This is a genomic window from Arthrobacter sp. 05L428 (genome assembly GCF_056397665.1).
Genome location: NZ_JBFTNW010000001.1, coordinates 1,118,126 through 1,140,648, shown reverse-complemented (window position 1 = coordinate 1,140,648; position 22,523 = coordinate 1,118,126). Strand labels below are relative to the sequence as shown.

General features: G+C 67.9%; 22 protein-coding genes, 1 pseudogene and 1 riboswitch. Of the genes and pseudogenes, 9 read left to right on the top strand and 14 right to left on the bottom strand.

Annotation, left to right across the window (positions count from 1 at the left end):
* Nucleotides 1-57 precede the first annotated feature (57 nt).
* Entirely contained in the window at nucleotides 58-435 is a 378-nt protein-coding gene (locus AC1DH3_RS05305) for a cupin domain-containing protein (RefSeq protein ID WP_476908758.1), read from the top strand.
* A 34-nt stretch (nucleotides 436-469) separates the two neighbouring features.
* On the opposite strand, the gene AC1DH3_RS05300 is transcribed toward AC1DH3_RS05305, so the two are convergent.
* Both AC1DH3_RS05300 and AC1DH3_RS05295 read right to left on the bottom strand, forming a co-directional pair.
* Nucleotides 470-1,663 carry a type II toxin-antitoxin system HipA family toxin gene (locus tag AC1DH3_RS05300; RefSeq protein WP_476908757.1) on the bottom strand — a complete coding sequence of 398 codons (1,194 nt, stop codon included), beginning with the start codon at nucleotides 1,661-1,663 and terminating at the stop codon, nucleotides 470-472.
* The gene (locus AC1DH3_RS05295) at nucleotides 1,663-1,860 is read right to left on the bottom strand and encodes a helix-turn-helix transcriptional regulator (RefSeq protein WP_349627135.1); all 198 of its coding nucleotides are present in this window, start codon (nucleotides 1,858-1,860) and stop codon (nucleotides 1,663-1,665) included. Before AC1DH3_RS05295 ends, AC1DH3_RS05300 begins: the two co-directional genes overlap by 1 nt.
* A 258-nt stretch (nucleotides 1,861-2,118) precedes the next feature.
* Between AC1DH3_RS05295 and AC1DH3_RS05290 the strand changes: the two genes are divergently transcribed.
* Nucleotides 2,119-2,676 carry a dihydrofolate reductase family protein gene (locus tag AC1DH3_RS05290; RefSeq protein ID WP_441417652.1) on the top strand — a complete coding sequence of 186 codons (558 nt, stop codon included), beginning with the start codon at nucleotides 2,119-2,121 and terminating at the stop codon, nucleotides 2,674-2,676.
* An 83-nt stretch (nucleotides 2,677-2,759) separates the two neighbouring features.
* Here AC1DH3_RS05290 and AC1DH3_RS05285 read toward each other — a convergent pair whose 3' ends face one another.
* Nucleotides 2,760-3,533, bottom strand: coding sequence for a hypothetical protein (locus tag AC1DH3_RS05285; RefSeq protein ID WP_476908756.1), 774 nt, complete (start codon nucleotides 3,531-3,533; stop codon nucleotides 2,760-2,762).
* Between the two features lie 4 nt (nucleotides 3,534-3,537).
* Nucleotides 3,538-3,703: riboswitch (cyclic di-AMP (ydaO/yuaA leader) on the bottom strand.
* Between the two features lie 201 nt (nucleotides 3,704-3,904).
* Here AC1DH3_RS05285 and AC1DH3_RS05280 point away from each other — a divergent pair.
* Entirely contained in the window at nucleotides 3,905-4,159 is a 255-nt protein-coding gene (locus AC1DH3_RS05280; RefSeq protein ID WP_441417650.1) for a hypothetical protein, read from the top strand.
* Nucleotides 4,160-4,161: 2 nt separating this feature from the next.
* Here the strand turns inward: AC1DH3_RS05280 and AC1DH3_RS05275 are convergent, their stop codons facing one another.
* Complete coding sequence (locus AC1DH3_RS05275; protein ID WP_441417649.1) at nucleotides 4,162-4,773, bottom strand: DNA alkylation repair protein; 612 nt, start codon at nucleotides 4,771-4,773, stop codon at nucleotides 4,162-4,164.
* 116 nt (nucleotides 4,774-4,889) lie between these two features.
* Entirely contained in the window at nucleotides 4,890-8,189 is a 3,300-nt protein-coding gene (locus tag AC1DH3_RS05270; protein WP_441417648.1) for an Ig-like domain-containing protein, read from the bottom strand.
* A 656-nt stretch (nucleotides 8,190-8,845) separates the two neighbouring features.
* Between AC1DH3_RS05270 and AC1DH3_RS05265 the strand changes: the two genes are divergently transcribed.
* The gene (locus AC1DH3_RS05265) at nucleotides 8,846-10,102 is read left to right on the top strand and encodes a hypothetical protein (protein ID WP_441417647.1); all 1,257 of its coding nucleotides are present in this window, start codon (nucleotides 8,846-8,848) and stop codon (nucleotides 10,100-10,102) included.
* A gap of 134 nt (nucleotides 10,103-10,236) precedes the next feature.
* Nucleotides 10,237-11,661: an MBL fold metallo-hydrolase gene (locus AC1DH3_RS05260; protein ID WP_476908755.1), complete on the top strand. Its 1,425-nt coding sequence runs from the start codon at nucleotides 10,237-10,239 to the stop codon at nucleotides 11,659-11,661.
* Between the two features lie 130 nt (nucleotides 11,662-11,791).
* On the opposite strand, the gene AC1DH3_RS05255 is transcribed toward AC1DH3_RS05260, so the two are convergent.
* The 4 genes from AC1DH3_RS05255 to AC1DH3_RS05240 all read right to left on the bottom strand — a co-directional run bounded on the left by AC1DH3_RS05255 (nucleotide 11,792) and on the right by AC1DH3_RS05240 (nucleotide 14,155).
* Nucleotides 11,792-12,199: a DUF7793 family protein gene (locus AC1DH3_RS05255; RefSeq protein WP_441417645.1), complete on the bottom strand. Its 408-nt coding sequence runs from the start codon at nucleotides 12,197-12,199 to the stop codon at nucleotides 11,792-11,794.
* A 128-nt stretch (nucleotides 12,200-12,327) separates the two neighbouring features.
* A complete protein-coding gene (locus AC1DH3_RS05250; RefSeq protein WP_441417644.1) occupies nucleotides 12,328-13,092 on the bottom strand; it encodes a sulfite exporter TauE/SafE family protein in 765 nt (254 codons plus the stop codon).
* The gene (locus AC1DH3_RS05245; RefSeq protein ID WP_441417643.1) at nucleotides 13,089-13,697 is read right to left on the bottom strand and encodes a rhodanese-like domain-containing protein; all 609 of its coding nucleotides are present in this window, start codon (nucleotides 13,695-13,697) and stop codon (nucleotides 13,089-13,091) included. Before AC1DH3_RS05245 ends, AC1DH3_RS05250 begins: the two co-directional genes overlap by 4 nt.
* Nucleotides 13,698-13,852: 155 nt before the next feature.
* Nucleotides 13,853-14,155, bottom strand: a complete 303-nt coding sequence (locus AC1DH3_RS05240) for a rhodanese-like domain-containing protein (protein ID WP_441417642.1) — start codon at nucleotides 14,153-14,155, stop codon at nucleotides 13,853-13,855.
* Nucleotides 14,156-14,447: 292 nt separating this feature from the next.
* On the opposite strand from AC1DH3_RS05240, the gene trxA reads away from it, so the two are divergent.
* Nucleotides 14,448-14,813, top strand: coding sequence for a thioredoxin (gene trxA, locus AC1DH3_RS05235; RefSeq protein ID WP_441417641.1), 366 nt, complete (start codon nucleotides 14,448-14,450; stop codon nucleotides 14,811-14,813).
* A 285-nt stretch (nucleotides 14,814-15,098) separates the two neighbouring features.
* Entirely contained in the window at nucleotides 15,099-16,130 is a 1,032-nt protein-coding gene (locus tag AC1DH3_RS05230) for a Gfo/Idh/MocA family protein (protein ID WP_476892427.1), read from the top strand.
* A gap of 27 nt (nucleotides 16,131-16,157) precedes the next feature.
* On the opposite strand, the gene AC1DH3_RS05225 is transcribed toward AC1DH3_RS05230, so the two are convergent.
* Together AC1DH3_RS05225 and AC1DH3_RS05220 are read right to left on the bottom strand one after the other, a co-directional pair.
* Entirely contained in the window at nucleotides 16,158-16,802 is a 645-nt protein-coding gene (locus tag AC1DH3_RS05225; protein ID WP_476892426.1) for an FMN-binding negative transcriptional regulator, read from the bottom strand.
* A gap of 38 nt (nucleotides 16,803-16,840) precedes the next feature.
* A complete protein-coding gene (locus tag AC1DH3_RS05220; RefSeq protein ID WP_476908754.1) occupies nucleotides 16,841-17,794 on the bottom strand; it encodes a DMT family transporter in 954 nt (317 codons plus the stop codon).
* Between AC1DH3_RS05220 and AC1DH3_RS05215 the strand changes: the two genes are divergently transcribed.
* On the top strand, nucleotides 17,793-19,205 hold the full coding sequence (locus tag AC1DH3_RS05215; RefSeq protein WP_476892424.1) for an aminotransferase-like domain-containing protein: 1,413 nt from the start codon (nucleotides 17,793-17,795) through the stop codon (nucleotides 19,203-19,205). The two genes, AC1DH3_RS05220 and AC1DH3_RS05215, sit on opposite strands and share 2 nt — an antisense overlap.
* Nucleotides 19,206-19,257: 52 nt before the next feature.
* Nucleotides 19,258-20,691 carry an AAA family ATPase gene (locus AC1DH3_RS05210; protein ID WP_476908753.1) on the top strand — a complete coding sequence of 478 codons (1,434 nt, stop codon included), beginning with the start codon at nucleotides 19,258-19,260 and terminating at the stop codon, nucleotides 20,689-20,691.
* Here AC1DH3_RS05210 and AC1DH3_RS05205 read toward each other — a convergent pair.
* The 3 genes and pseudogenes from AC1DH3_RS05205 to AC1DH3_RS05195 all read right to left on the bottom strand — a co-directional run.
* On the bottom strand, nucleotides 20,677-21,345 hold the full coding sequence (locus AC1DH3_RS05205; protein ID WP_476908752.1) for a hypothetical protein: 669 nt from the start codon (nucleotides 21,343-21,345) through the stop codon (nucleotides 20,677-20,679). The two genes, AC1DH3_RS05210 and AC1DH3_RS05205, sit on opposite strands and share 15 nt — an antisense overlap.
* Nucleotides 21,342-22,064 (bottom strand): dienelactone hydrolase family protein, encoded by a 723-nt coding sequence (locus AC1DH3_RS05200; protein WP_476908751.1) that lies wholly within the window; start codon nucleotides 22,062-22,064, stop codon nucleotides 21,342-21,344. Before AC1DH3_RS05200 ends, AC1DH3_RS05205 begins: the two co-directional genes overlap by 4 nt.
* A 231-nt stretch (nucleotides 22,065-22,295) precedes the next feature.
* Nucleotides 22,296-22,411: pseudogene (locus tag AC1DH3_RS05195) on the bottom strand (LLM class flavin-dependent oxidoreductase); the annotation flags it as partial.
* Between the last annotated feature and the right edge of the window lie 112 nt (nucleotides 22,412-22,523).

Sequence of the window (22,523 nt, the reverse complement as noted above, 5' to 3'; positions counted from 1 at the left end):
GCGAGGACGCTTGGCTCCGTAAGCAGTTAAATTCCCTGATAGGGAAGAGGGAGTGCCATGACCACAAATGTTGTTACCCAGCTGCAGGTGAAGTCCCACAACTCGCCCGATGAGAAGCGCCGTCCGGACAAGACCGAGGTCGACATCGTGTCCGTCGGCGACTACACGATCGGCCGATTCAGCTTTGAGCCGGGATGGCGCTGGTCCGAATGCATCAAACCCGTGGTGCACACTGATTCGTGCGAGAACAGCCACGTGGGGTTTTGCGTGTCCGGCAAGCTGACCGTCGAGACCACCGACGGCGGCCGCATCGACATCGCCGCGGGAGATTCCTACACCATTCCCCCGGGCCACGACGCCTGGGTTGAAGGCGGAGACCCGTTTGTCGGGGTCGAGTTCCTGAGCGCGGCCACCTTCGCCAAGGGCACGGAATAGGGCGCGGCCGGGCCTAGACCTTCCATGCCCTGGTTCAGGCGTTGATCTCCTGGCGCCTGAACCGCAATTCCCGCTGCGCTCCGCGCAGCGGGGAACCCGAGAACGGCAAGTCTTCGAGGCGGATGGCGTCCGCCGCCGCAAGCGCAGTGCGGTTTGCGCTCTCCGCGGCCCGGCGCGGCAACCCGAGTGTGTCCGCGAATTCGGCCCAGTGCCTGGCCTTGAGATTCCGGGTCTTGCCGGCGACGGGGAGGGCCAGCGTCTCGTCCCCGTACAGCAGGGTGCAGGGAACGTCGTAGACGGGGGCCATCGCGAAACCGGCGGAACCGCCCAGGATGGCCAGGTTCTTGGCGTGAAGGTCGCCGTTTCCGGTCAGCCACGCGAAGAGGAACTGGAGGTACAGGTTGCGGCTGGCAACCACCGGCGCCTTGCACATCCGGGCCAGCGCGGCCGCAACATCCTCCGACGCCACCCCGTACTTGGACGCCGGCGGGAGGCCCAGCACCTGGGTGCCGTCTTCGAGCGGCAGCCGGTGCCATGCGCCGTCGGCCGTCTTGACCCGGTCGAACCTTTCGACGAGGAGTCCGGGCAGGCCGTTCCGGTCGGCAATGACGGAGCTTTTTGCGACGGCGATCTTCAGCGCCTTCGCACCTTTCAGGTGGGCGGCCTCGTTTTCCACCAGGTGCGGGTGTTCCGGCGGATCGAGTTTCAGCAGGTAGCGGTGTCCCCGCAGGGCCAGCGGAGTGGTCAGCATGGAGGCGCTGGTCTTGCGCTGTACCCCCGGGATGCCGTGCAGGTCCACGGTGTTGGCGAGGAAGGAGAAATCCAGTTCCTCGGGCCGTGAGGTATCGGCCAAGGCCGCCGGTTCCGCCGGGGGCTCTCCGGCCGGAACCACCTGCACGTCGCCGGGAACGTCCGCCCCGACGGCGAGCAGCAGGGTCAACTCGTCGTCGAAACTCGTTTTGGTGGCGTTCTTCAGCACGGTGAGCCGGTGGCCCTCGGGGAGGAGTCCGGCAAAGAAGGCGGGCAGCGCCCCGGCGGGGGCTTCCACTGCCACCTCGGACGGGGGCAGGGAGATGGCCACGGCGGGGTGGCCGCCTGCGAGGTAGTCGGGCCGGTAGGAGAACCGCACTCCCCCGGCGCCGGTCCGTGCGAGGTGGCCGGCCAGGCGGCCGTTCTTGTAGACGTCGGCCGCCCTGACGAACCTCAGGTCCTGGAGTTCGGCCGGCATCAGCCCACCGCGAGTTTCAGGCCGAGCACGTTCGCCACCGCCACCACAGCCTGCAGCGACGGGTTGCCGCTCCCGGTCTCGATGGCGCGGACGGTACGCTCCGAGGTGCCGGCCAGGTGCGCCAGGTCCTCCTGGGTCAGCCCGGCCTCCTTGCGGGTCCGGCGGATCCCCTCGGCAATCGCCGCCACGTCGCTCACCGGCACTCCCCTTCGCTGCGCGCACACCATGCCGCGGTCTGATGTCCCGGCTTCGCCATATCGGCATCATTTTGCCGATCCCCCAGCAGGGCTCTCCTAATAGTGCCCGAATATTGTCCATTCGGCAACATACTGCCGAAATTGGTTTGTCGCGAGCCTACGGCACGAGCTTGGAGTCCAAAACGGCAGGATGTTGCCGTTCACCGGGGACGAGCGCCGCCTTCCCGCATCGTTTCGTCCGGGCGTAGGCTCTGGCCCATGCGAAAGATCATTCTGGCCCTCCAGGTCTCCCTCGACGGTTTTTTCGAGGGGCCGAACGGAGAGATTGACTGGCACATGGTGGACGAGGAGCTCCACAGCCACTTCAACGAGCAACTGGCCTCTATGGGCGCCTTCCTGGACGGCCGCGTGACCTACGAACTGATGGCCGACTTCTGGCCGACGGCGGACCAGGATCCGTCCAGTACACCGGCTATGGTCGAGTTCGCCAAAATTTGGCGGGACATGCCGAAGATTGTCTACTCCAGGACGCTGGAACGGGCCGACTGGAACACCACGGTGGTGCGCGACGTCGTCGCCGATGACGTGCTGGAACTGAAGGCGCAGCCCGGCGGCGACTTGGCACTGGGCGGGGCTGACCTCGCCGATACCTTCCGCCGGCTCGGGCTCATTGACGGGTACTGGATTTATGTCCACCCGGTGCTGATCGGGCGGGGGAATCCCTTGTTCAAGTCAGCAGACGACAGGACCGCGCTCACGCTCGCCGGCACCCGCGCGTTTGGCAACGGCGTCGTCCTGCTGCGGTACGCCGTCTGAGCTCACCGGCCGGCGTAAACGTGCGCAAAAGCCGGTGGCCAGCTGCCGTTTAGCAGCCGACCACCGGCCCTGGAAAGAGGTTCTTACGCTTTTTGCTGTGCGCTGGCGCGGACGAAGGTCACGCCACCCGTGGCGGTCAGCCAGGACAGCGGGTGCTTGATCGTCTGGTTGCTGCCGTTCATGCCACCGCTGATGGCCATGCCGTCACCGGCGTAGATGGCGACGTGGCCGGACTGGACGATCATGTCGCCGGGCTGCGGGGCACCCACAACCTTGCCGTAGCCCATGAACTGCTGGGGACCGAGGTCGCCCACGTGGATACCGGCCGCACCGAGGGCCTTCTCAACCATGGCGGTGCAGTCCTGGGTGATGCCGATCTGGCTGTAGGCGGCCGAAAGCATCGCGGCGTTGGCTCCGCCGGCTGCCGAGGCAGGTGCCACGGCCGCCTTCGCCTGAACGCTGACCTGCGGCGCTGCCGGCGCGAGCACCGGAGCAGGGGCAGGCGCGACAGCCGGAGCGGCGGCAACCGCAGGGGCGGTGACGGGCTTAGGCTGCTCGATCACGGGCGCCGGCGTGGTAGCGACTGCCGGGCGGGCGAAGCTGATCTGAACTGCGGAATCAGCGGTAACCGGCGCGGAGACCTTGCTGCCGACGTCAACCGACGAAGCCGGGGCGGTTTTGTTTTCGGCCGGGGCAACGGCTGCATTGGCTGCCATTCCGCTCGTGAGGACGAGGCCGGAGGCTGCGAAGATTACTGCGGCCTGACGACCGATGGTGCCTGATTTGCCCGAGAATGCTGAGGCCCGTCCGGCGGATGCGTCGGAACGATGGCGCGCAGAAGTAATGCTTGAAGTCATGTTTGTAGCCTCTCCCAATGCCTGCGAGGTGAGCTGTCGGATTCGGATGGGAGGCACCCGGCCGCGGGCCCGTCAATGCGGGCGCTGTGCGGCTTCACCCCAAGACCTGCTAAAACTGCAGGTCAAAAGTGGTTTCCCCGTCTCTGCCAGAAAGGTTGCATTCGGATCCCAGGCCGCGGCAGAGTTAGGCAATCGGCTCGGGAGCGCCCGTATCGGAAACAAACAGGCACCCATCTACGGTAACGGGCCCGGGCGGGAATGTCACATTCAGATAACGGAGCCGTGTCCTGGCGCGGAAGAAAGCCTAGGACGCTGCTACCTGCCAGCCATAGGATGAGGGCACCCAGCATTCCCCGAGCGGAGGCCCCGTTATGAACAGCCACTGTGTCGCAATTTGCCAGCTCAGCGATCAGCCGCAGGAGGATTTCGACGTCAACACAGAGCTGCTGGTTCTCGAGGGAAAGGAAATCCACGTAGCCACGTGGGACGCGGAACCGCGCGACGGCGGCTTCGATATCCACGTCCTGAATGACCGTGTGGACGCGCTCGGTTTTATGGTGGTGACCGACTGGCAGTTCCTCGACGGAAAGGCGTATGCCGTCGTGGAGCGCCGGCCCGGCACGTAGCGCTACTTCGCCATCCCGGAGGTGACGGCAGCGATCGCCTCCCTCACCAGACCGGCGTCGTCCGGGGTGCCCGACTCCGCCAGCCCGGCCTGGCGCCGGTAACGGTCCCAATCCCCTCCACCGGCCCGTAGCTCGCGGAGCGGCGCCATCAGGGCCGCCCGCCGCAGCCAATCGTCCGGGTCCTGCAGCCAGCGGCCCAGCACGGTTTCCGCGCGGGAACGGTTTTGGCCGTCCAGTCCCGCAATCAGCGGCCCGACGACATCGGTCGCCAGCGGATCGGCCAGCTCGCGCAGGCGCGCAGTCCGCAGGAAACCCTCGATCCGGGTCAGGTCCGAATTGTCCAGCAGGGCCAGGCTGGACTGCAGCAGGACGACGGCGGCAAGGCGGCGTTCGAAGACGGGCACCTCCCACAACTCCGAGCTGAGGGCGGTGACATCGTCGCGGCCGAGTGACCGGTACCGGCGCAGCGCGTCGCGGACAGTGCCGCGGACGGCGCCAACCGAGGAGCCGTAGCTCCCCAGGCCCGGGCCGTATTGCGCCTGCGCTTCCTCGGCCCGCTGCCACGAGCTCTCACGCAGCAGCGCCGCGTCAATGAAGTCACCGGCCTCGCTCATGGATCCATTCTGTCGTGCGGGGGCCGGCTTGGCCTAAGCAGCTGCGTCCTCCCGCGGGAAACCGTCGGCGAGCGCAGTGTCCTACGCGGACCGCTGGGGCCCGGGACTCGCACGCGCTAGCCGGTCACCAGTCTGGTTGAGCTATTCCAGGTCAACCGCCCGTGCTGGAAGTCCGAAGCCCGGCCCACGGACACTGCGTACTCGTCCCGGGTCGGATATCCCAGACGTCCCCTTTCCCTGCCGAGGGCCGTCCACTTGGCACGGATCGCACCGAGGACGTAGTGCGACCCGGTCTTCGCCGACCAGTAGATCGATGCACCGCCCGAGCCTGTGAAGTGGCTGTAACGCCCCACGCCATCGGGGGTGCGCGTCTCGTCTGACGTCGGATAGCCCAGCAGCCCCCGTTCCCTGCCCAGGGCCGACCACTTGGCACGGACCGCGCCCGTGATGAAGTGCGCCCCGGTGCTTGGCGTCCAGTAGATCGATGAACCCCCCGAACCTGTGAAGTGGCTGTAACGTCCCACGCCATCAGGGGTGCGCGCCTCGTCCGACGTCGGATAGCCCAGCAGTCCCCGTTCCCTGCCCAGGGCCGACCACTTGGCACGGACCGCGCCCGTGATGAGGTGCGCCCCGGTGCTTGGCGTCCAGTAAATGGATGCCCCGCCGGAGCCGGCGAAGTGTTCATACCGCCCGATCGTGTCCGGGGTTGTCAGCTGGTCGGTGGTGGGGAACCCCAGGACGCCGGCAGCGCCGCCCGCGGCCTTGTAGCGGGCGTAGATCGCGCCTGCGACCCAATGGGCCCCGGTGGACGGGGACCAGCAGATCACACCCTTGGTGTAGTCCTGGCATTTCCCTGCCCCCACCGGGTACTCCAATGTCAGCGACCTGCCGAGGACAGACCGCGGGTCACCGGCATTGGTCTGGTACGCCTTCAGGCCAATGGGATCGTCGACGCCCATTCCGGTGAGCATAACTTTCTGTGCTCCTTGGCCGTCGTCCGCGGTCAGCAGGTAGTAGGTGTCGGCGGTTCCGGCCTGACCGACCACCGTCGGCTTGAACGTCACGCTCTGATGTGCGGACTCTCCAGGCGGGATCACCAGGCCTTCCGAGATTGGAACGGTGGTGGAGAATACACCCTCCGGCGCCTTGGCCTTGGTGATCGTCAGGGGGATGTTGCCAGTGTTAGTAATGGTGAAATCCCGGGTGGCCGCAGCGCCGGCAGGCACATCACCAAAGTCCAGGGATGCCGGCAACTGCAGATGCGCTACGCCCGACACGGCGGTCGCCGTCACCGGTACCGTGAGCGATCCTCGGTCGCTCGTGATGAGGAGCTGATCAGCCACCGGGGTTGCCGTCGTCGGACTGAAGGTGACGGACACCGGAACGGAAGTAAGGGGTTGAATCTTCTGTCCCACGGCCGGCAGCGTGGCCGGGTCGACCGCAAGCTGGGCGTTGCCCGGCAAGGTGACGCCGGTGATCGTGGCGACGCTCGTGCCGGTGTTGACCACGTTTACGGTCTGGCGACTGCTGGTCTGGGTCGGCACGTCGGTGAATACCAGGGTGGGCGGCGTTGCCCCCAGTCCGTCCTTGGTGCCGACGCCGTGAACCCCCAGAAGGTCCGTCTCGCCGTCGGAGGTTTTGACGGTCAACGTCCCGTCGACCTGTCCGGCTACGGTCGGCGAGAAGGTGACCGGGACCGTCATGGTTCCGCCTTTGGCAAGCGTCCGGGGCAGTGTGAGGGCCTCGATCCCGAACGGCGCAGGTGCTGCGACGGAACTGACCGTAACAGCCCTGCTGGCGGTGATGATCAGGTTCCCTTTCACGGTGGTGCCTACCGCGGCGGTTCCCAGGTCCGTGTTTGTCGCCCCAACCGCTGAGGTCGTCGGGGCACCGAAGCCGATCACGTGCCCGTCCCGGGTTCCCACGTAGACGCGCCCGTTGTCAGTGGCAACCGTGGAAAACTTGGCGGCGGTGCCCAGCGGGGCCGCGAAAACCTGCTGAAGCTTACCGGTGCTGTCCGGCATTGCGCGGTAGGCACGGAGTTCCGCGCCGGTACCGGTGGGTCCCGTTACGTACACGGCCCAGACCAGGGCGGTGGAGGCGTTTGTACCGTTGGAGGTCACCGTGGGCGCCCCGGAGGTGTACCCGAAGGTACCAATGGACGTACCGACGGAGGCCAGCTGGATGCCGCCGGTGCTGCTGGCCAACAGCTTGTGCGCACGCAGGTAGCCCTTGTTCTCCACGGTGTAGATGTACCCGCCGTTTGTGGTCCCGAGGAACGCGGGCCTGCCCCAGACGCCACTGTACGGCCCGGCGCCGTCGAGGACGGCGTCCGTTCCGCCGCTCCCCTGCCCCATACCGCCCAGGTTGTCCCGGTCCAGCAGGTAGACCCGGCCGTCCTTGCCGACCTGGACCATCAGGCGAGGGTGGGCCGTGGTGCCGTAGCCGGTGGGGATGGCGATCGGGGCACCGGAACCCAGGTCGGCATCGTTCTGATCCAACTTGGCGTTGTTGGCCGGGCTGAAGAAGTCCGTGGCCTTGAGGTTTCCGTCGGCTCCGACGCTGACCCGAACGACTGACTCTGCGAGGGTCGCCGGAGGGGTCTTGCCCGGTCCCGGCTTAGGGGAAATCCCGTTCCCGGTGGAAAACAGGATCTGGCCGGTGCCGTCGGAGACCAGGCCGCCGCCGGATTGCCAGATTCCGCCCTCCGCACTGCTGTTGCCGGACTCGGTGGCCCACATCGTGGTCTGCCGGCCTGCGGTGGACACCCCGACGACGTAGCCGACAAACGGTGCCCAGTCGCAGTGGCTGGCGAAACCGGCGTAGACCACGCCATCCAGCAGGAGAAGCCCGGGCCGCTGCATCGCAGTCATCGCGTTGAACGGCCGTGTCGGGTCGTTAGTGGGCGCGCCGTTGATGAGCACCGGGAACCCTGGCCTCTCGGCCCCCGTGACCCTGTCCAGCGAATGCATGTACCAGTGCGGGAGCTGCGGCGTCGCTCCGTCGTTCGTCTTCGCCATCAGGAAGACGCTGTTGGTCGCGGCGTCGAAGACCGGAGTGGACGTGACTCCGATGTTGGGGGTGAGGTCACCGCAGCTTACGGTCGCTGCCGGCCAGGCCGGACCGAGGTTGCGCTGCCACTTCACCGCTCCGGTGCCGCCGTCCAGGCCGTAGACGTTGTTGTTCTCCGTCGCGGCTATGACGGTGCCGCCCACCACGAGCGGCTGGGCGTACACCTGGCCGTCCACGGCGGTGGAAAAAAGCTTGCCGAAATTTGATGACGCGACCGACGTCGGCGAAAGCGCAGTCTCGTTGCTGTCCCACCCTGTCCGTAGCAAATCGTGCGCGATCGTGCCGACGTCGGCAGAGGCCGGACCGCTGACGGATAGCCCGGCCAGGGCGAGCGATGACGCCACGAAGATCGCCCACGCGCGTCGGGTCCGCGACCGTCGCCGGGAGGGAGCCTGGGACCATCCGGCAGCCCGCTTCCGCTTGAAATGGGATGCCCCGGCCGCGCCCCCACAGCGACCAGGAAAATGTCCGGACAAAGCACGAAGTGCCGCTTGTTCACGCATGGCTGAGACCCGTTTCTGAACATTCAATTGACTAACTCCACCCAGTACTCCGGAGCCTAGAAGCGCCGAAAGAGCAGCGCGCGAGTGGCGCCTACCCGTCTTCTGGAAGGGGCTTCTTGCTTTCCGGCCGGTCCTACTTGGTTGGTTGTTAGGGACACTTGGTCGCCTACTTGCTTCCGGTCATCCGCCGGACTTGGTCCCCGGCATTGAGTAACCTCCGGCGCGGCCCGGGGGCATAAATCCTCTGGTGCCCCCGGGCCCTGCGCCGGATCATGGGCTCAGCACATCTTTCGACGGCAGGGAGTCCAGTCGTGTGTCCAGGTGCTGCAACAACACGGAACACCAGCGGTCCCCGCTCGCGGACCCAGCGCTGGCTCCTGGCCTGCGCTGCCGCTGTTCTGGCGGTGACCGGCTGCACGCCGGGCTCACCCTCACCGCCCGCGGGCAGCGGATCGTCTCCCGCAACCGGGACCCTCCCGTCGGCGACGGCGGAGAAGGTGCTTTCCGATGAGGAACTCATGGTCCTCGTGGACAGGGCGATCAACAGCGGCCAGGAAGGCACCGGGCGGGTCTCCAGAAGCTCGGACCTGCGCACCCGCCTGCAGGGACGACCGGAGCCCGCCGATAAGCCGGCCGTCGAGCCCGGCGAGTGCAGCGTGTTCCGGCCGCACAGTTCGCCGACCAGCGGAGCGGACCTGGCAATGCACTTCGCCGCGGGCGTCCTGACGCTGACCGGCGTGTGGTCACGCGAGGCCCTGGCGTTTGTCTTTGCCCGAAGCGCACCGCGCAGCGACGTGCTCGCTGCGGATTTCGCCTACACCGACGACCTGGCCCAAAGGTGTTCAACGTTCCGGCAGACGGTGGGGAATGATCCAACGTCCACGGTCAGGCTGCTTAGGACGCCGGCCGTGGGCGAGAAGGCCTACGCCACGGTTTTGAGTACACCGGCAACCGCCGGCACTCCCCCGGGCGGCGCCACCGTTGCACTGCAGGTACTCAAGGGAACCCTGACGATCGGGCTGAGCCGGCAGGCACCCACCGCCAGGTCCGACGCGGAACTCAGGACCGCCCTCGAGCCGCTGGTCCGGCTGGCCCAAAAACTGGTCGGGCAGACCGACTCCGGCACGGCACCGTCAGCCGCACCGCCGTCTGGTCCGCCCGCTACCCCACAGCCCCCCGAACAACGGACGCCGCAGCAACTGGCCAGGCTGCTGCAGGGCGTTACCGGCCCCACTGGAAGGCCGGCCCAGGTGCTGGAGGGACGCTACACCCGGAGCGGCCCTGCCACGGCGCCGGCCGTTTCCGGATGCATTTACGACGACGCCGCCTATCTTGCCTCGTTCTCCGGGGCGGCCACCGTGGTGGCTGAGATCGCCGGTGGGCCGCAGGTGCTGGACCAGATCAGCCTGCGGCTCGTCAGCTTGCCGCCCCCGCCGGCCGGGCCGTCCCCTTTTGACAGCCGGGCAGCCGACCTCAGCCGCTGCAGTTCGATCCGGGAGCGCCTGCCGGGCGGCGGCTCGCGCACCTGGACCGCCATCAGACACCCGATCGTCAACACCGGCGGCGAAGCGGGCTACGCCGTGGTTTATGTGCTTCCCGACGGGACCGGAGTCCGGCACATCCAGGTGGGTGCCCGGAAGGGCAGGCTGTGCGTGGAAACGGAAACGAAAGCCCTGTCCGACGCCGGCGTCCTTCAGGCCGCGCGCGGGCTCGCGGCGACCATCAACAAGGTGCTGGCCAGGATCGGCAACTGAAGCCTCCGGGCGACGTCGGCGGCACCGCAGGACCGGTCCGGCGCCGCTTGCGCGATACCCCCGGGGGTATTACTGTTGAATGTAGAGGAGGAAGGAATCCCTTCCCCGTCCACCTCAAGAAGGAGTTCTCCCGAATGCTTATCGAGCGCATCTACGACGAAGACCTTGCCCAGGCGAGCTATTTCATCGGCTGCCAGGCCAAGGGCGAGGCCCTTGTGGTTGATCCCCGGCGTGATATCGCCGTGTACCGGGACCTCGCTGCCGCGAACGGCATGAAGATCGTGGCCGTTACCGAGACGCACATCCACGCGGACTTCCTCTCCGGCACCCGGGAACTGGCCGCCGCGACCGGCGCCACCGCCTATGTCTCGGGCGAGGGCGGCGCGGACTGGCAGTACGGTTTTGAGGCCGAGCGGCTCAACGACAACGATGAGATCGTGCTGGGCAACATCACGGTCAAGGCCCTCCACACCCCCGGGCACACCCCGGAGCACCTGTCCTTTTTGATCACCGACGGCGCATTCGCAGACAAGCCGGGCTACCTGCTCTCGGGTGACTTCGTGTTCTCCGGCGACCTGGGCCGGCCGGACCTGCTGGATGAGGCCGCCGGCGGCGTCGACACCCGCTTCGCAGGCGCCAAGCAGCTGTTCGCCAGCCTGCGGGACAAGTTCCTGACCCTGCCGGACCACGTCCAGGTCCACCCGGGCCACGGCGCCGGCAGCGCCTGCGGCAAGGCCCTGGGCGCGATCCCGTCCTCGACCGTCGGCTACGAACGGCTCTACGCCTGGTGGGGCCCCTACCTGGCCGCAAACGACGAGCAGGGCTTCATTGATGAACTCCTCGACGGCCAGCCGGACGCGCACGCCTACTTCGCCCGGATGAAACGCGAAAACCGTGAAGGCCCCGCCGTCATGGGCGAACGCGCCCCGCTCCCCGAGCTGGGCACCGCCGATGTCGCCCGCGACCTCGCCGCGGACAAGGTCATTTTCGTTGACACCCGCCCGAACAACGAGGTCCACGAAGGCACCGTCACCGGCTCCGTCAACGTCCCGGCCGGTAAGTCCACCGCCAGCTTCGGCGCCTGGGTCGTAAACCCGGAAACCGACACCAACCCGCTGGTCCTCCTCGCTTCCAGCCAGGCGGACGCGCAGGAAATGTGGGACCACCTCGTCCGGGTCGGCATCGACAAAGTCGCCGGCTACGTCACCAGCCTCGAGGGCCTGCCGGTCAGCGTCCCGAAGCTGATCCAGCCCGAGGAACTCGACGGCTTTGACGCCGCCATGGTCCTGGACGTCCGCAACCGCACCGAACATGCAGCCGGCCACATCCCCGGCTCCTACCAGCTCAGCGGCGGCCGCGTGATGTGGCACCTGGATGAACTCCCCACCGAAGGCACCATCGTGTCCTACTGCCAGAGCGGCGTCCGGAACTCCGTCGCGGCCAGCGCGCTGCGCCGCGCCGGCTACGACGTCGTCGAACTCGACGGCAGCTACTCCGCGTGGAACGCAATGGAACAGGCCGCCCGCCGGCAGGCACCGGAAACCGTTCCGGCCAGCTAAGCGGGACAACCAGTAAGGCAACACAGTGACAGCGTGGCGGCGGCCCGGGTAACCCGGGTCGCCGCCACAGCTGTGTCCGCGACAAGTTCCAATCCCTGTCGTCAGGCGGCGACGGGAGCCGGCACCGGGGCTACGCCTTGTGCAGGCCCGTTCCCTCCCCCGCGGCGAGCTCCGGAAGCTGGAGGCCCTCCAGCCACTCCAGCGCCTCCGTGCGTGAGGTGAAATACGCGTGCGGGCAAAAGCTGTGGCGACCAAGTGCCGCCGCAACGACGGTGTCCACCACGCTGGAACCCAGCAGGGCCACCGCGGTCACTGCCTTGGCACGTTCGTAGGTATGTCTTGCCGTCGAGCGCATCGTTACACCGGATATTTCCACGAGTAAGGGCAACTCCCGGCCGCCGCCAAGGGCCCGCATCGCTTCAATCGAAGCGGCCGCGTCCCGGGCGTCGACAAGCGTCCCCGGCGCCCAAACCAGGTGAAAATGAGGCCCGCAGATTCCGAGCCGTCCTTTCCCGCCTGCGATCAAGATCTCTTCCATTCATCCCCCTAAGCACCAAAGGTACCCTCCACCAACCGACTTGAGCAGAACCCGGGCAACGAAAAAGCGCCGGAGGACATGTCCTCCGGCGCTTTATCGCCGTGCTGTTTTCCCTCGGGCTGTCCGGCTTAGGAGAGCAGTGCCTGCACGCTCACGTAGGCCGCGACCAGCAGGACCAGGACGCCGAAGCCGCGTTTGAGCACCCTGTCCGGAATCCTGGTTCCGAGCCGGCCCGCGATCAGGGAGGCAACCATTGCTGCCCCCGCGAACGCTGCCGTCACGGCCCAGTCGATCTGCAGGTCACCGAGGTGCGCCGCGAAGCCGGCAATCGAGTTGATCACAATAATGACCAGCGAGGTACCGACGGTCACCGCCATCGGCAGGCCCAGGACCAGGGTCAGGGCCGGGACGATCAGGAAGCCGCCGCCGACGCCGAGCAGCCCGGTGAGGAAACCCACGACGGCACCCGTCGCGATGGCCTTGGGCAGGCAGCTGCGCCAATTCACGCCGCCGCTAGGCAGGGCGCAGGAGCCGCCGGAGGCCTTGGCCGGAAGCATCATCCGGATGCCGGCGAACACCATGATGGCGGCGAAAGCCAGCAGCAGCACCTTCGGGTCGAGCAACCGGTTCACGTAAGCGCCCAGGTAGGCAGTTGCCGTGCCGGCCGCACCGATAATGAGGGCCAGCCGCCAGTTCACACCACCCCACAGGCGGGGCAGCACCGCGACGGCGGAGGACGCGCCGACAACGACCAGCGACGTCGGGATCGCCGCAGCCAGCGGAAGCCCCACGCCGTAGACGAGGGCGGGGACGGCGAGAATGGACCCGCCGCCTCCAACCAGGCCCAGCAGGCCGCCGACGACCAGCCCGAACGCCGCCGCGGTGAGGATCATGCCTTGGAGCCCAGGTTCTGCAGCGCCTGGTGGGCGGTGGGCTCGTTGGCGGAACGGTTCCACGGCATCTTGGAGAGCATCTGGCCCATGGCGCAGCTGTTCGTCGCCGCGGAGAAGGTCAGGCCGGCGCCGATGCCGCCGGCAAGCAGGCCGAGCTTCGGCGAGAGCAGCTTGCTGCCCACGATGCTGGCCAGGACCAGGGAGCCGGCCGTCATGCGGACCTGGCGTTCCAAGGCCCAGGTGTTGCGGCCCTTCACCACGTTGCCGCCGGCGGCAGCATAGGCAGGAACGCCGCCGGCCAGCACGCTCGCGCTGCCCAGGCCGACTGCGTCCAGGTGCTTGCGGGCCTGCTCGGCCCGATTCCCGGACTGGCATACGAGGACAACGCGGGTGCCCATCTTGGCGGCGAATTCCTCGGTGTGTTCGCTCAGCATGGGGAGCGGGACATGGTACGAGCCCTTGATGTGCATCGAATCAAACTCGGCACCGCTGCGTACGTCGATCACCATCAGGTCATCGTGGTTGTCCTCCCAGGCCTTGAGCGTGGCGGCGTCAATGGACTGGGGTGCGGACTCGGCCGTAGTGGTCTTGTTTGAGGTAGTCATAGTCTCTTTCGGTCTAGCTTGGGTGGTTCTGGCGGCACCCCTGCGGATGCGGGCCGCCGTCCACCGGCCTGAAGCCCGTTAGGGCGCAGTCAGGACAGGTGGAGGCCCGGGCGGCGCATGGGGGGAGGCGCCGCCCGGGCAGTCTATGGGGAGTGTCAGCCGGCGGGCAGCCCGGCGTCGGACCAGTCGAGCATCCCGCCGGTCATCGTGTAGGCGGTGAAGCCGGCGGCGGCAAGCTGGTCGGCGGCTGCGGCGCTGCGGCGGCCGCTGCGGCAGACGGCGACGACGGGACGGGTCTTGTCCAGTTCCCCCAAGCGGGCCGGCAGCTGCGCCAGCGGGATGTGGCGGGCGCCGGCAATCATGCCGGAAGCAATCTCCTCGGATTCGCGAACGTCCACGACCTGGGCGTCGCTGCCGCTCTTGAGCTGTTCGTTGAGTTGCTGGGCGGTAATGTCCATTGATGTGCACCTTTCGGGAGGCGTTCGGCAGGGGCATGTGGCCGATCCAGCCACTCACAAATATACCCCCAGGGGTATTGAGGTTCAAAATCTGCCGCTGTTCGCCCGGAGTCGCCGGGGGCGCCGCGCAAGCCCCGGGGCGTCAGGCCAGGCGCAGGAAGAGGGCACGGATTTCGTCGAGAGTTAGCCTCTGCACCTCGGCGCCTGGGGGTATTTGATCAAGACCCCGCGCCATCCACCTCCCCCGTGGCGCACGCTTGCTCCGATACCCCCGGGGGTATATATTTGGAGTATGGCAACCATCGACATTTCTGAAAAGACCTTCAACGACACCATTTCCGGCAACGACATCGTCCTGGTGGACTTCTGGGCAGCCTGGTGCGGTCCGTGCCGCATGTTTGCCCCCACATTCCGCAAAGCTTCCGAAGCCCACCCCGACGTCGTCTTCGCGAAGGTGGACACGGAGGCTGAGCCGGGGCTCTCCGCGGCAGCACGCATCACCTCGATCCCCACCCTGATGGCCTTCCGAGAGGGTATCCTCGTCTTCTCGCAGCCCGGCGCCATGAACGCCAGCGGGCTCGACGGACTCATCACCGCCGTCAAGGGGCTGGACATGGAAGAAATCCGGGCCAAGATGGCCGCCGCGCCCGCGTCCTAACCGCCAGCAATACCAAACCAACGCAGCACCCAACCAGCAGCACCCACTTAAGGAGAAAACAATGTGCAGTCCCGTCCGTTGCAATAGCTGTGGAAAGATCACCTGGGCCGGCTGCGGCGAGCATGTCGACTCCGTCATGGCCGAGGTGCCCACCGAACAGCGCTGCACCTGCAAGTGACTCGTCCCCGGCCGGCTCCGGTGCTGGGCTAGCATGCTCAGACGGCGTCGTTGCGATCCGTACGCAGCGACGCCGACCTGACCGCCAGCCCAAGGAGAACCGAAGCCATGTCAGACACCGCTGCGACGCGCGCCCCCAAAAGCTCCGACTCCCCCGGTGGCGTCCGCTGGGGAATCCTCGGCACCGGATTAATCGCCGGGCTGCAGACTTCGGACCTGGTGGAACACGGCTTCAACGTCCAGGCGGTGGGCTCCCGGAACCTCGCGACGGCCCGCGAGTTCGCCGGCAGGTTCCGGCTGCCCGCGGCCCATGGCAGCTACGAAGCGCTGGTGAACGACCCCGAGGTGGACGTCGTCTATATCTCCTCGCCGCACCCGTTCCATTACGAGAACGCACTGCTGGCCCTCAACGCCGGCAAGCATGTGCTGGTGGAGAAGCCGTTCGCCATGAACGAGTGGCAGGCGCAGGAAATCGTGGACCTCGCCGCATCGAAGGGGCTGGTGGCCCTCGAGGCGATGTGGACGCGCTACCTCCCGCACATGGTCCGGGTGCGGGAACTGATCCGCTCGGGTGCCCTGGGGGAGGTCCGGACCGTCATTGCGGACCACAACCAGAACCTGCCCAAGGATCCGGCGCACCGGCTCAACGACCCCGCCCTGGGCGGCGGAGCCCTCCTTGACCTGGGGATCTACCCGGTCTCCTTCGCCTTCGACGTGTTCGGCGAGCCAGCCCGGATCCAGGCAGCCGCCAGCATGACGGCCACCGGCGTCGACCGCCAGACCGCGATGATCTTCGAATACGCGGACGGACAGCAGGCTGTGCTGCACTGCGCACTGGACACCGCTGGGCCCAACCGGGCCGCGGTGATCGGCACCGAAGGCAGCATCGAGATGGACCCGGTCTGGTACACGCCCACCGGTTTCACCCGGTACGACGACGGCGGCAACGTCGTTGAGCGCTTTGACCAGCCGGTCACCGGCCGCGGCATGCAGTACCAGGCGTGGGAAGTCGAGCGGCTCATTGCCGACGGCGCGGTGTCCAACGACGTGCTGTCACCCAGCGAGACGGTCCAGGTCATGGCCGCGCTGGACACTGTCCGAAGCCAGATCGGGCTCAGCTACGCCAGCGACGAACGGTAGGGGCGCGGCAGTTCGGACCCAGCCGGCCTACCCTCCCAGGTCCGGGCGCCGCTCCCGGCGTGCGCGTTCGACGTCGCGGGCACTGGCTGCGTGCCCGCACCCCGCGAGTCCGGCCACGACGCCGTCGACGTCTTGATCGGAGCGGTTTTGGCTGAGCTTGGTCTTCGCCTCGATCCTGCCGATCAGCAGTTCGACGCCGACAATGGCGCGCAGTTGGCCGGCAATGTACCGCTCCGGCGCATCGTCGACGGACCAGGGCCGGGCTGAACCGGCTTCGTTGAGGTCGGTGAGCCGCCTGACGTGGCCGGCGAGCCAGGCCGGATCATCGTGGATGACCAGGGTGCCGTAGACGTGGGCCGTGGAGTAGTTCCAGGTCGGGACCACGCGCCCGTGTTCGGCCTTTGATGCATACCAGCCCGGTGAAATATAGCCGTCGGCGCCCTGCATGATGACCAGGGCCTCGCCGAGAGCCGGCTCGGACCACTGCGGGTTATTCCGGGCCAGATGGCCGTGCAGGGCCCCGTGCTCGCCGATTGAGGGATCGTAAACCAAGGGCAGCAAGGTTGCGAGCATGCCGTGCGCGGTCGTCGTGACCAGGTTGGCGGCCGCCGGGGTGGTGAGCAGGTCACGGACGGCGCCGGGGCCGGCCGCGAAGTGCGCTGGGATGTACATGGGATTGTCCTTTGCCGTTGGGTGGGGTGCCGGAAGAGTCAGGGCCGCGGTGGCGGCGGTGTTGGCCTCAGCCGGACGCGGACGGCGATGCCCGCGCAGGCGATTACCGCGGCCCCGCCGACCAGGGTGGTCGGCGTCAAGGTTTCGCCAAGGAGCAGCGCGGCCCAGGCGATGCTCAGCACCGGCTGGATCAGCTGGATCTGGCTGACTTGGGTCATGGGGCCGATGGCGAGGCCGCGGTACCAGGCGAAGAACCCCAGGAACATGCTGACGACGCCGAGGTAGGCGAAGGCGGCCCACTGCGCCGGAGTACCCGACGGGGGCTGCTGGATCATCGTCCACGCGGCCAGAAACAGCATCAACGGCGCGGCGAGCACGAGAGCCCACGAGACGGTCTGCCACGCACCGAGCTCCCGGGCGAGCAGGCCCCCTTCGGCGTAGCCAACCGCCGCGGCCGCGACGGCGCCCAGCAGCAGCAGGTCCGACCAGTGCAGTTGCCCAAAGCCCCCGGGCTGCGCGAAGGCGAAGCCAAGGGCCGCCGCGGCGCCGGCAGCCGTAGCGAACCAGAAAGCCGCGCGCGGACGTTCGTGGCCGCGGAGGACGACGGCGGTGGCGGTAGCGGCCGGGAGCAGGGCGATAACGACTGCGCCGTGGCTGGCGGGCACACTGGTCAGCGCGAACGAGGTGAGCAGCGGGAAGCCGACGACGATCCCGCCGCCAACCACCGCGAGACGGGCCCACTGAAGGCCCAGCGGAAACCGCTGACGGGTCAGGACCAGGGCGGTGGCAGCCAGGGTCGCGGCAACGACCGCCCGGCCGGAGCCGATGAACAAGGGCGACAGTCCCGCCACGGCCACCCGGGTGAAGGGAACGGTGAAGGAGAACGCCGCAACTCCGAGCAGTCCCCACCCGAGGCCGCCGCCGGAACGGCCGGACCGAGGAGTCGGTATCACTGGGCGAAAAAGTACAGTAGCGCTACTATTGTCTCTCATGAACCACGATAGCAGTTCACGGATTGTGACGCAGCTCAAAGAGTGGATCGCACGTGCCGCCCCCGGAGCCCGGCTGCCGTCCACGCGGTCGCTGGTGGCCGAACACCGGGCCAGTCCCGTCACGGTGCAGAAGGCGCTGCAGGTCCTCGCCGCCCAGGGGCTCATCGAGAGCCGGCCCGGCGTCGGGACCTTCGTCCGGGAGATCCGGACGGCGCGCCCCTCCGACTACGGCTGGCAGACCGCGGCGCTGCGGACGCCGCACGCGCCGCTTCGTTCAGCATCCACCGCGATGCGCAGCGCGGCGAACGATGTCATCGCCCTGCACTCCGGCTACCCGGCCCGCGAACTGCTGCCCGAACGGCTGGTCCGGGCAGCCCTGACCAGGGCGGCCAGGGGCGACGCGGCACTGTCCCGCGCACCGGCAGCGGGGCTCCCGGAGTTGCAGTCCTGGTTCGCGCACGAACTGGGTGCCTCGATGCAGGCCGGCGTCACCCCGCCGGCTGCGAGCGACGTTGTCGTACTGCCCGGAACCCAAAGCGGACTCAGCTCGATCTTCAGGTCGCTGGTGGGCAGCGCGCAGCCGCTGCTCATGGAATCCCCAAGCTACTGGGGCGCGATTCTCGCTGCCGCCCAGGCCGGCGTGCGCGTCGTTCCCGTTCCGAGCGGACCCGACGGCCCGGAGCCGGACGGGTTGGACCGCGCGTTTCAGGAGACCGGCGCCCGCCTGTTCTACGCACAGGCCAACTACGCCAACCCCACCGGGGCGCAGTGGACGGGCCGGCGCGGCGAAGAGGTCCTGGAGGTCGTGCGCCGGCACGGAGCGTTCCTGGTGGAGGATGACTGGGCCCACGACTTCGGCATCACATCGGCCCCCTCCCCCGTCGCCGCGCGTGACGATTCCGGCCACGTCGTATACCTGCGGTCCCTGACGAAGAGTGTCTCGCCTGCCATGCGGGTGGGGGCCGTGATCGCGCGCGGCCCGGCTCGGGACCGCATCCTCGCGGACCGCGGGGCCGAGTCGATGTACGTCAGCGGCGTCCTCCAGTCCGCTGCCCTCGACGTCGTCACCCAGCCGGCCTGGCAGACGCACCTGCGCAGCGTCCGCCACCAGCTCCAGTCACGCCGCGACCTGCTGGTCACGAGCCTTCGCGAGCATGCCCCGCAGGCCCATCTGACGCTGGTCCCCAAGGGCGGGCTGAACCTCTGGGCCCGCCTGCCTGACGGGACCGACGTCGACCGGCTCAGCGCCGACTGCGAGCGCGCCGGGGTGCTGATCGCCGCCGGCACGGAATGGTTCCCTGCCGAACCCGCGGGTCCCTTCATCCGGCTCAACTACGCCGGGCCGAACCCGGGTGACTTCCCGGAGGGCGCCCGGGTCCTGGGCCAGGCGATCGAGCGGAACGGGCAGTAGCGGATGGTGCGGCAGCGGACGCTACGCTGGCGGCCGCTGGTAGGGTCTGCGCATGGATGAAAATTTGGGGAAGTTCATCGACGATTTTGCGCAGCTTGTGCAACTTGCGCAGTCCGGCCAGCACCGGACGCCGGCGGGACCACAGTTGCTGTCGACGCTTACCGAACATTTGGGCGCGCCGGCCGGGTCGGTTTCTGTCGTGGTGGAGGAGATTCCGCCGCACCGGTTCGTCGACGCAGACATCCAAATGGCCGAGCTGGCGCGCGAGGATCCGAAGTCCCGGCTGGTCGGCATCGGTGGCGGCGACCAGCGACACCATCATTCCTTGAGCGACATGCTGCAGCAGGCGCAGGTCTTTCCCCAATTCCCGCTCTCCCAGCCGGACTACGCCAACCTCGCGGTGGGCCCTGACGAGCAGCGGCAGGCCGTGGCGCTGGGGCTCTGGCTGTTCAGTCACGGCGGACATCCGATCGTGGTGCTGCAACGGGATGCCAACCCCCGGTACGGTCGGCAAACGGCGTCCCTGGAAGTCCTGGCCGGCGCTACCGATACTGCCGCAAGCTTCCTCGCGGAGTTCCGACGTCGGATGCAGCGCCACAGCATCTTGAAGGGACAGGTCATCTCCCTTGTCATGGGCGAGTACGGACCCAGCGCGGCAGGCGTGACCTTCCACGCCCGGCCGGATCTGGCCGCGTCCGAGGTCATCCTGCCGGACGGTCTGCTGCAGAAAGTGTCTGACCATGCCCTCGGCATCGCCGAGCACCGGGACACCCTCAACCGGTACGGGCAGCACCTGAAGCGGGGCATCCTCCTCCACGGGCGGCCGGGCACCGGAAAGACCCACACGGTGCGGTATCTGCTGAGCCGGAGCCAAGGTGCCACTGCCATCCTGTTGTCCGGCGGATCGCTTGCCCGGATTTCCGAGGCGGCCTCCATGGCCAGGGCGCTGCAGCCCTCCATCGTGGTGCTCGAGGACTGTGACCTCATTGCCGAGGACCGCAGCTTCGGACATGGACCCCAGCCGCTGCTATTCGAGGTGCTCGACGCGATGGATGGCCTGGCCAGCGACGCCGACGTGGCGTTCGTCCTCACCACCAACCGGGTGGACATGCTGGAACGCGCTCTGGCGCAACGCCCCGGGCGGGTGGATCTGGCCGTGGAAATTCCCCTGCCCGCGCAGCCCGAGCGCGTGGCGTTGCTCAAGCTGTATTCACGCGGGATCCCCTTCAGTACGGCCGCCCTTGATGAGGCGGCTGCCCGCACCGAAGGAACCACGGCCTCCTTTGCCCGCGAACTGATCCGCCGTGCCGTCGTGGCGGCCGCCCTGGCCGGCGTCCCGGTCGCGGACGGCCACCTTCAGACGTCCGTGGGCCAGCTGATGGCCGACGGCGAGGCGCTCACCCGCAGTTTGCTGGGCAGCGGGGTCGGCGAGGGCGCTGGTGGTGGCCCTGCCGGAGGCGGATTCCGGGGTTCAGCTGCTTTCTGACTCAACGAGACGTTTCAGATTTGAGAACTGGCGGGTCTGCATGACCCAGTGCGAGGGCTCCAACACCAAGATACTCAGCGCGGGTTGAAGCCATTGGGGCCGGAACGACCAATAGCCGCTGACCACCAGCCTGGTGCGGCCGCCTGCCGCGTCCTTCAGCTCGAACCCCCACAGCGAGTCGGTGAAGTGACGGGGCCGCTCTCCCGCCGGGTCGAACGGACGCCCGCGCAAATCGATCGACATGCGCAGACCCAGAAACTTCTCGGGTTCCAGCGCCGCGACCTCCCACCACTGGCTGCCGTCCGGCGTGGCCGCCAGCCGGTCCCCAACGGCGACATCCTGCCACTCAGGATGGATTGTCCCGGCACTGCGGCGCCCGAAGTTATCCAGGCGGTCCCAGCTGTACCAGCCGCCCCGCCTGGTTCCCATCTGCACCAGCCAGGGCCACACGCGCGAAAGGGGCGCGTCAATGGTCACGGCCGTCGTGGCGCTTCGGGTCCCGTCCGGGATAAGCCCGGCACCCGGGTAGGGTCCGTGAACTTCACCGTCGGTCGCACCGGCGCGTAGCAGGCGCGGGCGCACAACCATCAGATAAGCGGCGGTGAGAAACGCGGCAACTGCGCCGGCCATTCCCCCCGTCCGCTGCGAGGTCATCGTGGCACCCCCTCAGGGTTCAGATGCGTCCGGAAGAACGCCAGGACACGCCGTCGGGCGTCTTCGGCCGAGGGCTCGTGGTAACCGGCGGCCACCAGTTTCGCCAGCAACTTGTCGCCGAACGTCAGGTCTGACGGGCCATGCCGGTTGAGGAAGCCGTGGCCCGCGCCGGGATAGACCTTGATGTCGTGGTCTATCCCCGCGTCAGCCAGCAGCGGTTCCAGCCGGGCGGGCACCCGGCGCACCCCCGGCCAGCGGTCTCTTGCTCCGTAGCTCGCCACGATTGGGCAGGCCCGCGGCATGGCCCGGGCCGTGGCATCGTCGAGTCCGCCGTAGTTCACGCTGGCCGCGGCGAAGTCGTGATCCGGTGCGAGCATGAGGGCGAAGCCACCACCCATGCAGAAGCCGATCACCCCGACGCGGCCTGTGCAGTCGCCACGTGCCACCAGCCAGGCGCGGGTGAGGTCCAGGTCGCCGAGGGGTCGCCAGCCGCGGATAAGGGACCAGAGGCAGGCTGCCCTGGTGTCCCAGTAGAACAGGTCCGGTGCCACTGCGAGGAACCCCTCGCGGGCCAGCCAGTCGGCCTGCCCCCGGGTGTCTCGGCTCAGGCCCAGCGCGTCATGGATAACCACGACGCCGGGCCAGGGACCTTCGCCGGCCGGCGTGGCCAAGTAGGCCGGCATTTCGCCGCGGGAAGTGCCAATGATTACCTCGGCCATGGGGCCTCCCGGAAGACTGGAACAATCAGGACCTGATTACCGGCCTACCAGCGACTCGCCCCTCGCGGGAAGAGTCATTGGCCACCGACCGGCCACGGCGGCCTCCCGGGAGAGCTCCTGCACGAGGGCTCGGGTTCGCCGGCGTAGCTGCGCCCGAAGCGGTCAAGGCCGCCGTCGAGGTACCCCACCTGGTCCCGGGCATCCGCCTGGGCCCAGGAGTCCTCCTCGGCCAATATAGAGCGGGTTCTCGTAGCGCATGTCAATCACGCCGGTGCCGGGTTCGATGCGCGAGGTGCGGCGGCGATTGCGGCGAGCAGCGGAAACGGCGAGGCCTGCTGCTCGGCAAAAAATGTTGAATTCTCACAGGGACTCGGGCTCCCGGAAGCGGACGGGTGTCGCGCCTCCCGGATGCCGGCAGCGGGAAGGCCTTCCGGCACTGGTCCTTCGGGGGCGGCCCGG

What these genes read in the sequence shown, in the direction of transcription:
- AC1DH3_RS05305 (WP_476908758.1), top strand. Translation starts at nt 58, where the DNA reads ATGACCACAAATGTTGTTACCCAGCTGCAGGTGAAGTCCCACAACTCG.
- AC1DH3_RS05300 (WP_476908757.1), bottom strand. Translation starts at nt 1,663, where the DNA reads ATGCCGGCCGAACTCCAGGACCTGAGGTTCGTCAGGGCGGCCGACGTC.
- AC1DH3_RS05290 (WP_441417652.1), top strand. Translation starts at nt 2,119, where the DNA reads ATGCGAAAGATCATTCTGGCCCTCCAGGTCTCCCTCGACGGTTTTTTC.
- AC1DH3_RS05285 (WP_476908756.1), bottom strand. Translation starts at nt 3,533, where the DNA reads ATGACTTCAAGCATTACTTCTGCGCGCCATCGTTCCGACGCATCCGCC.
- AC1DH3_RS05280 (WP_441417650.1), top strand. Translation starts at nt 3,905, where the DNA reads ATGAACAGCCACTGTGTCGCAATTTGCCAGCTCAGCGATCAGCCGCAG.
- AC1DH3_RS05275 (WP_441417649.1), bottom strand. Translation starts at nt 4,773, where the DNA reads ATGAGCGAGGCCGGTGACTTCATTGACGCGGCGCTGCTGCGTGAGAGC.
- AC1DH3_RS05260 (WP_476908755.1), top strand. Translation starts at nt 10,237, where the DNA reads ATGCTTATCGAGCGCATCTACGACGAAGACCTTGCCCAGGCGAGCTAT.
- AC1DH3_RS05255 (WP_441417645.1), bottom strand. Translation starts at nt 12,199, where the DNA reads ATGGAAGAGATCTTGATCGCAGGCGGGAAAGGACGGCTCGGAATCTGC.
- AC1DH3_RS05250 (WP_441417644.1), bottom strand. Translation starts at nt 13,092, where the DNA reads ATGATCCTCACCGCGGCGGCGTTCGGGCTGGTCGTCGGCGGCCTGCTG.
- AC1DH3_RS05245 (WP_441417643.1), bottom strand. Translation starts at nt 13,697, where the DNA reads ATGACTACCTCAAACAAGACCACTACGGCCGAGTCCGCACCCCAGTCC.
- AC1DH3_RS05240 (WP_441417642.1), bottom strand. Translation starts at nt 14,155, where the DNA reads ATGGACATTACCGCCCAGCAACTCAACGAACAGCTCAAGAGCGGCAGC.
- trxA (WP_441417641.1), top strand. Translation starts at nt 14,448, where the DNA reads ATGGCAACCATCGACATTTCTGAAAAGACCTTCAACGACACCATTTCC.
- AC1DH3_RS05230 (WP_476892427.1), top strand. Translation starts at nt 15,099, where the DNA reads ATGTCAGACACCGCTGCGACGCGCGCCCCCAAAAGCTCCGACTCCCCC.
- AC1DH3_RS05225 (WP_476892426.1), bottom strand. Translation starts at nt 16,802, where the DNA reads ATGTACATCCCAGCGCACTTCGCGGCCGGCCCCGGCGCCGTCCGTGAC.
- AC1DH3_RS05215 (WP_476892424.1), top strand. Translation starts at nt 17,793, where the DNA reads ATGAACCACGATAGCAGTTCACGGATTGTGACGCAGCTCAAAGAGTGG.
- AC1DH3_RS05220 (WP_476908754.1), bottom strand. Translation starts at nt 17,794, where the DNA reads ATGAGAGACAATAGTAGCGCTACTGTACTTTTTCGCCCAGTGATACCG.
- AC1DH3_RS05210 (WP_476908753.1), top strand. Translation starts at nt 19,258, where the DNA reads ATGGATGAAAATTTGGGGAAGTTCATCGACGATTTTGCGCAGCTTGTG.
- AC1DH3_RS05205 (WP_476908752.1), bottom strand. Translation starts at nt 21,345, where the DNA reads ATGACCTCGCAGCGGACGGGGGGAATGGCCGGCGCAGTTGCCGCGTTT.
- AC1DH3_RS05200 (WP_476908751.1), bottom strand. Translation starts at nt 22,064, where the DNA reads ATGGCCGAGGTAATCATTGGCACTTCCCGCGGCGAAATGCCGGCCTAC.